Raw genomic sequence first — 5,535 nt, forward strand, 5'->3', positions numbered from 1 at the left:
CCCCGGGCACGGCGGGAGCCGGCCGCCGCTCGTTCTCTTGGAGCCATCATGCGCATGCCCCTTCGCCTCGCCGCCGCCGGCCTCACCCTGCTGACCGTCCTCACCGCGAGCGCGTGCGGCAGCGACGCACCCGCCGCGGCGAGCGGCACCACGCCCGACCCCGCGCTCGCCGCGCTGCCCCAGATCCCGTTCCCGGCGGCGCTGAACCCCGTCGACCCGTACACGAAGCTGCCCACCGTGGCCGCCGCCTCGGGGGGCGGCACCACGCTCGCGCTCCAGGTCGCCGACGGCACCTGCAACGTGGTGATCGGCAGCACCGCCGGCGGGCAGACCCAGATCGGGGCCCACGCTCCGGGCAAGGGCCAGCCCGCGCCCGCCGGGAAGGCGGACCTGCCGCAGGGGGCCGCGCAGGCGCTCGGCCCGGCGAACAGCGCCACTGTCACGACGGCGGACGGGACGGTGAGCGTCGTCTGCGGGGACCGGGGTGCTGCCGTGACCGTGCCCGCCAAGGACGTTGAGGGAACGGTCGTCGGGACTGCGCGCAGCAAGGGGATCGACGGAGGGCGGGTGCTGATCGTGAGCGGTTCGGCGGACACGATGGCCGCGGCCCTGGCGTGATCCGCGCACCGGACGTCGGCGGGGCCGACCTCCGGTGCGCGGGCGTGGTGCAGCAGGGGTGCGGTCAGCCCCGGTGGTTCCCGCGGCGGCGCATCGTCATGACCAGGACGCCGCCGAGGCCGAGCAGGACCGCGCCGTCGATCGCCAGCGCCACGCGGTTGTCGCCGCCGCCCGTGTAGGCCAGCGCGGGGGCGGCCTTGTTGCTGCTCGCCGGGGTGTTGCCGCTGCCGCCGGCCTTGACCGCCGCCACCACGGCGGCGGGCGGTGCACTCTCCGCCGCCGTCGGGGTGGCCGCCGGCGCCGCGGCCTGGCTCGGTGCGACGGCCTGGCTCACCGCGCCGGTGTGGTCGATCGACACCGGCTGGGCGCCGGTCTGGGAGCCGGTGGCGATCGGGTTGCCGTCCTTGTCGACCAGCGTGGACAGCGCGTAGCCGAAGATCCACCCCTGATCGCTCGGGGTGTTGATGCCGGCCACGGTGATCCGCACCCGGAAGTCGGTCTCCTGGCCGGCCGCGAGCGAGAAGTGACCGGCGGTGTCCGGGTTCTGGCCGGCGACGTTCAGCACGTACTGGAAGCCGACGCGGCTGGGGTCCGTGTACGGCGTGTTGACCGTGTCGTACCAGGCGCTTTTGGCGTCCTGCGCCTGGATCCGCACCTGGTTGGCGAACAGGTAGTCGTCGCCCCAGCCGAAGGTGATCATCGGCTGGACGATCGCGTTGTCGGGACCGGGGTTGCGGTAGGCGGCCGTGAACTCGAAGGGCGCGCCGCCCGGGACGATCGGGCCGGCGGGCAGGTCGCGGATGGTGACGGTGGGCTGCTGGTCGGCGGGCGCGGTCGGTAGCGGAGTGCCGGACGGCTTGGCGGTGGGGCTCGCGGAGGTGGTGGCGGTGGCGGAGGCGGTGGCGGTCGAGGTCGGGGTCGCCGACACCGTCGGGGGGCTGGGCGAGGCGCTGGGTGAGCTGCCGGCCGAGGCGCTGGGCGAGGGGCTCGCCGAGGCGGAGACCGACGGCGCGGGTGAGGGTGATGGTGACTGTGGGTCAGCAAATGCATCCGGTATGGATATCGTGCTGAGCATGGTGGCGGTGCCGAGCGCCGTAGCGCATGCGGCGAGACGGATCTTCATGATTCCCCCGAGATGCACAAGATCTTCACGGAGCTTAGCGGAGACACGCGACATCTGTGCGCTGAATCGTTTCGCTTGCGATCGACCCTCTAGGTTCGGGTCAACAGCCCCCTGAGCAACCAGAAGAGGGATACTCATGCGTCTCCACCGGACCGTAGCCGCCGCCCTGGGAGCCTTCGCGCTCATCGTCGCCGTGCCGAACTCCGCCCACGCGGCGGAGGGCACGTTCGGGTACAAGGACGAACTCGGCCTTCCGGTGGTCCTCCATGACCCGGCGAGTCGCGAGTGCATCAACCTTCCCGGTACGAGTGAGCTCCTGCCGGGCTCCGCCCCGGAGAACCTCACCGATGCCACCGCCACGGTGTTCCTCGACCGCGACTGCGCGGGCGACACCTACTACGTGATGGACCCCGGCAAGGTGCTGGGTGGCCGCCTCAAGCTCCGCTCGGTGATCTTCTCCTGACCCACCCCGCCTCAGCGGCGGGTCGCGATCACCACGGTGGCGTCCAGCTCGTCGTCCGTCCGCACCCGGGCGGACAGGCCGGCGGACGCCACCACCTCCAGCGCGTACGGGACTTGGTGCTCCCCGGTCTCGAAGAGCAGGTGGCCGCCCGGGGCCAGCCAGCTGGGCGCCTGCTCGGCCACCCGGCGCAGCACCGCCAGGCCGTCGGCGCCGCCGTCCAGGGCGACCAGGGCCTCGTGGTCGCGGGCCTCCGCCGGGAGCAGGGCGAGGTCGGCGGTCGGGACGTACGGCATGTTGGCCAGCAGCGTGGCCACCCGGCCGCGCAGGCGGTCGGGCAGCGGGGCGAAGAGGTCGCCCTGGTAGGCCCGGCCGCCCGGGGGCAGGTTGCGGCGGGCACAGGTGACGGCGGCGGGGTCGACGTCGGCGGCGTGCAGCTCGAGCCGGCAGCCCGTGCGGTAGACGGCCGCGGCCAGCGCCGCACCGAGCGCCCCCGAGCCGCAGCCGAGGTCGACGACCACGGCGTTCGGGTCGGTCAGTGCGGCCGCGCAGGTCACCAGGAACTCGGTGCGGCGGCGCGGCACGAAGACGCCGGGGTCGACGGAGATCCGCAGCCCCCGGAAGTCGGCCCAGCCGACCACGTACTCCAGGGGGAACCCGAGCACCCGGCGCTCGACCATGTCGGCGAGCTGCTCGGTGGAGGTGGCGGTGGCGGTGATCAGGTCGGCCTCGTCCTCGGCGAAGACGCAGCCGGCGGCGCGCAGCCGGTCGACGATCGTGCGGGCGGGGTGGGAAACGTGGGACGGCAGAGCCATGGGAGGGGAGAACGCCTTTCGGGGATCCGAAGGGTGCTCCCGGGGGCCTACGCCTGGTGGCCGGCGGGACCGTGCGGGGGGAGCACCCGGACTGCGACAGCGGTAATGGGGCTCACCTCCTCGAACGGGGCCTGGCTGCACGCCGGGCCGACGCGCGCCAGGCTAGCAGAGCGGGCCCGCCCGTGCGCGCGGAACGCGTGGCGCTGGGCGGGCCCGGAGTGGTCGAGCGGTCGGGTCAGAGCAGCGCGGCCGACGGCTTGACCATGCCGCGGGCGGTCTTGGCGTCCACGTACTCGCCGAGGGCGGTCATCACCCACTCGCCCGAGTACTGGCGGACCAGCTTGCACATCACCACGCCGGTGGCCGGCTCGGCGTTGGTGAGGTCGAAGCGGACCAGCTCCTCGCCGCTGGTCGCGTCCAGCAGGCGGCAGTAGGCGTCGCGGACCTCGGTGAAGCGCTGGCCGGAGAAGGAGTTGACCACGAAGACCAGCCCGCACACCTCGGACGGCAGGCCCTCCAGGTGGACGTCGATCGCCTCGTCGTCCCCGCCGCCACCGCCGACCAGGTTGTCACCGGTGTGCTGGATCGCGCCGTTGAACACCTGGAGCTTCATGAACCAGACGGTCTCCAGACGCTCGCGTCGGGCGTCGAAGGCGATGCAGGAGGCGTCCAGGTCGATGTTGCGGCCGTGCTTGGCGGGCTGCCAGCCGAGCGCCATCCGGACCGAACTCAGCATCGGCCGGCCGCCCTTGACCAGCGAGACCGAGCCGCCCTTGACCAGCGAGACCCGGCCCTTGTCCAGGGTGACGCGGGGGGCGGCGGTGCCGTTGGCGGCGGGCGGTGTCGTCGGCGCGGGCGGGTAGGCGGGCATCGGCGGGGCGGCGGCCGGGGCCGGCTCGCTGATCGAGACGCCGAAGTCGGCGGCGAAGCCGGCCAGGCCGTCGGCGTACCCCTGGCCGACCGCGCGGACCTTCCAGTCCGCGCCGCGCCGGTAGACCTCGACCAGCAGCAGCGCGCTCTCCCGGGTCAGCCGGGGCGGGGTGAAGGTGGCGATCACCCGGTCGGTGGCGGTGTCCCGCACGGTGGCGGTGGGGTCGCTGCCGGCGAAGGTGGCGGCGGGGTCGTCGAGGCTGACGGCGACCACGACGGCGGTGACGTCGGTCGGGACCGACCAGGTGTCGATGACGACCGCGGCCGGCACGGTGGCGGAGGCCGGGCGGTGGGTGACCCCCGGGGCGCGCGGGGCGTTGTAGAAGACCAGGTCGGCGTCGGAGCGGACCTTGCCGGTCCGGGTGAGCAGCAGGCCCGAGACATCCACCCGCTGACGGCAGGTCACCTCCACGCTCACCCGGACGGCGGACAGCGGCGCATTGGCACCCTGGGTCAGGGCCGTGGTCACGTGATCCTCCTCGCCTGGCACGCACACGCGGGCGGACAGCCCGTCAGGGGTCAGCCTAGCCATGGCAGGTGAGAGTGAGGAGGTGGGCGGGGCACCGGTGACGGGTGGTCGGGCGCCCGCCCGCCGTTGGGTCGATCAGGCGGGTGCGTTGATCAGGCGGGTGCGTTGATCAGGCGCGGTGGGGCGGGCGGCGGGCGGTGACCGGGGTGAAGCCGCCCAGGGCCGCCACCGCGTGCGGGTGGCGCAGCGCGAAGCCGGAGGCCGTCCAGCTGCTGCCGGCCGCGCGGATGCCCGGGCTGGCCGCGCGGGTGTCCTGGACGGTGAAGGTGTAGGTGCCCGGGGCCACGTCCTCGCCCGCCGCCGGGGCGAAGGAGTAGACGACGGCGGAGCCGTGCTGAGTGAGCGTCACCCGGGCACCGGGCAGGGTGCTCCAGGCCATCGCGCCGGCGGTGGCGTCGGCCCGGTCCAGCGTCAGGTCGACCTCGACGGCGGCCAGCCGCTCGGCGACCGTGATGGTCACGCTGTGCCGGCGGCCGAGCCCGGCGGGGTCGATCACGCTGCCGTGGCCGGTGAGGGTCCCGTCCGCCGGGGTGGTGCAGTCCTCGCCGCCGACCGGGTCGGGGGAGGGGCGCGGGCCCGGGATCAGCGGGGCTGGGGCGCTCGGGGTCAGCGGGGTGGGCGCGGGCGGCGGGGTCTCGGGCGAGCGGGCCGGCGGGACGGTGACCGGGGGGACCGGCTGGTCCTCGGAGCCGTCCGCCGTGGGGTGGGCGGGGGTCTGCGCGGGGGCGGCGAGGGCGCAGCCGGGGGCGGGGGTGGGGTCGCCGGTGGGGTGGGCGTTGGGGACGCGGCCGGTCCCGTTGGCCGGGTGGGCGGCGGTCGGGGTGGGGGCGGGAGTGGCGCCCGGGTCGCTGGGGGCGGGTATGGCGGTGGGGGCGGACGGGTCGCCGGCCGCGGGGTCGGCGGGGGGCGTCGGGGCCGTGGGTGCAGGGGCCGCCGGGGTGGGGCTGACGGAAGCAGCCGGGGGGCGGGTGCCCGGCGTGGTGGGCGCGGCCGGGGGCGTGTACGCCGGGGCGGCCGGGCCGCCCGCGACCGGCGCACCGGGCACGGGTGCACCGGGCCG

General features: G+C 75.2%; 5 protein-coding genes and 1 pseudogene. 2 read left to right on the forward strand and 4 right to left on the reverse strand.

From position 1 onward, the window contains the following. The first annotated feature begins 48 nt into the window (after positions 1-48). The gene (locus ACQRUO_RS25495; protein ID WP_428318388.1) at positions 49-618 is read left to right on the forward strand and encodes a hypothetical protein; all 570 of its coding nucleotides are present in this window, start codon (positions 49-51) and stop codon (positions 616-618) included. 64 nt (positions 619-682) lie between these two features. On the opposite strand, the gene ACQRUO_RS25500 is transcribed toward ACQRUO_RS25495, so the two are convergent. Continuing rightward, positions 683-1,546 (reverse strand): hypothetical protein, encoded by an 864-nt coding sequence (locus ACQRUO_RS25500; RefSeq protein ID WP_428318389.1) that lies wholly within the window; start codon positions 1,544-1,546, stop codon positions 683-685. A 331-nt stretch (positions 1,547-1,877) separates the two neighbouring features. On the opposite strand from ACQRUO_RS25500, the gene ACQRUO_RS25505 reads away from it, so the two are divergent. Further along, positions 1,878-2,204: a hypothetical protein gene (locus ACQRUO_RS25505; protein ID WP_428318390.1), complete on the forward strand. Its 327-nt coding sequence runs from the start codon at positions 1,878-1,880 to the stop codon at positions 2,202-2,204. 11 nt (positions 2,205-2,215) lie between these two features. On the opposite strand, the gene ACQRUO_RS25510 is transcribed toward ACQRUO_RS25505, so the two are convergent. The 3 genes and pseudogenes from ACQRUO_RS25510 to ACQRUO_RS25520 form a co-directional block, all read right to left on the reverse strand. Continuing rightward, on the reverse strand, positions 2,216-3,016 hold the full coding sequence (locus tag ACQRUO_RS25510; protein ID WP_428318391.1) for a putative protein N(5)-glutamine methyltransferase: 801 nt from the start codon (positions 3,014-3,016) through the stop codon (positions 2,216-2,218). Between the two features lie 235 nt (positions 3,017-3,251). Then, positions 3,252-4,403, reverse strand: coding sequence for a TerD family protein (locus ACQRUO_RS25515; RefSeq protein ID WP_428318392.1), 1,152 nt, complete (start codon positions 4,401-4,403; stop codon positions 3,252-3,254). Positions 4,404-4,584: 181 nt separating this feature from the next. Continuing rightward, positions 4,585-5,535: pseudogene (locus ACQRUO_RS25520) on the reverse strand (hypothetical protein); the annotation flags it as partial.

The organism is Kitasatospora sp. LaBMicrA B282 (genome assembly GCF_050325825.1).
Classification (GTDB): domain Bacteria; phylum Actinomycetota; class Actinomycetes; order Streptomycetales; family Streptomycetaceae; genus Kitasatospora.

Bases quoted from the DNA above. Each gene is read 5' to 3' on its own strand.
- ACQRUO_RS25495 (WP_428318388.1), top strand. From the start codon at position 49: ATGCGCATGCCCCTTCGCCTCGCCGCCGCCGGCCTCACCCTGCTGACC.
- ACQRUO_RS25505 (WP_428318390.1), top strand. From the start codon at position 1,878: ATGCGTCTCCACCGGACCGTAGCCGCCGCCCTGGGAGCCTTCGCGCTC.
- ACQRUO_RS25510 (WP_428318391.1), bottom strand. From the start codon at position 3,016: ATGGCTCTGCCGTCCCACGTTTCCCACCCCGCCCGCACGATCGTCGAC.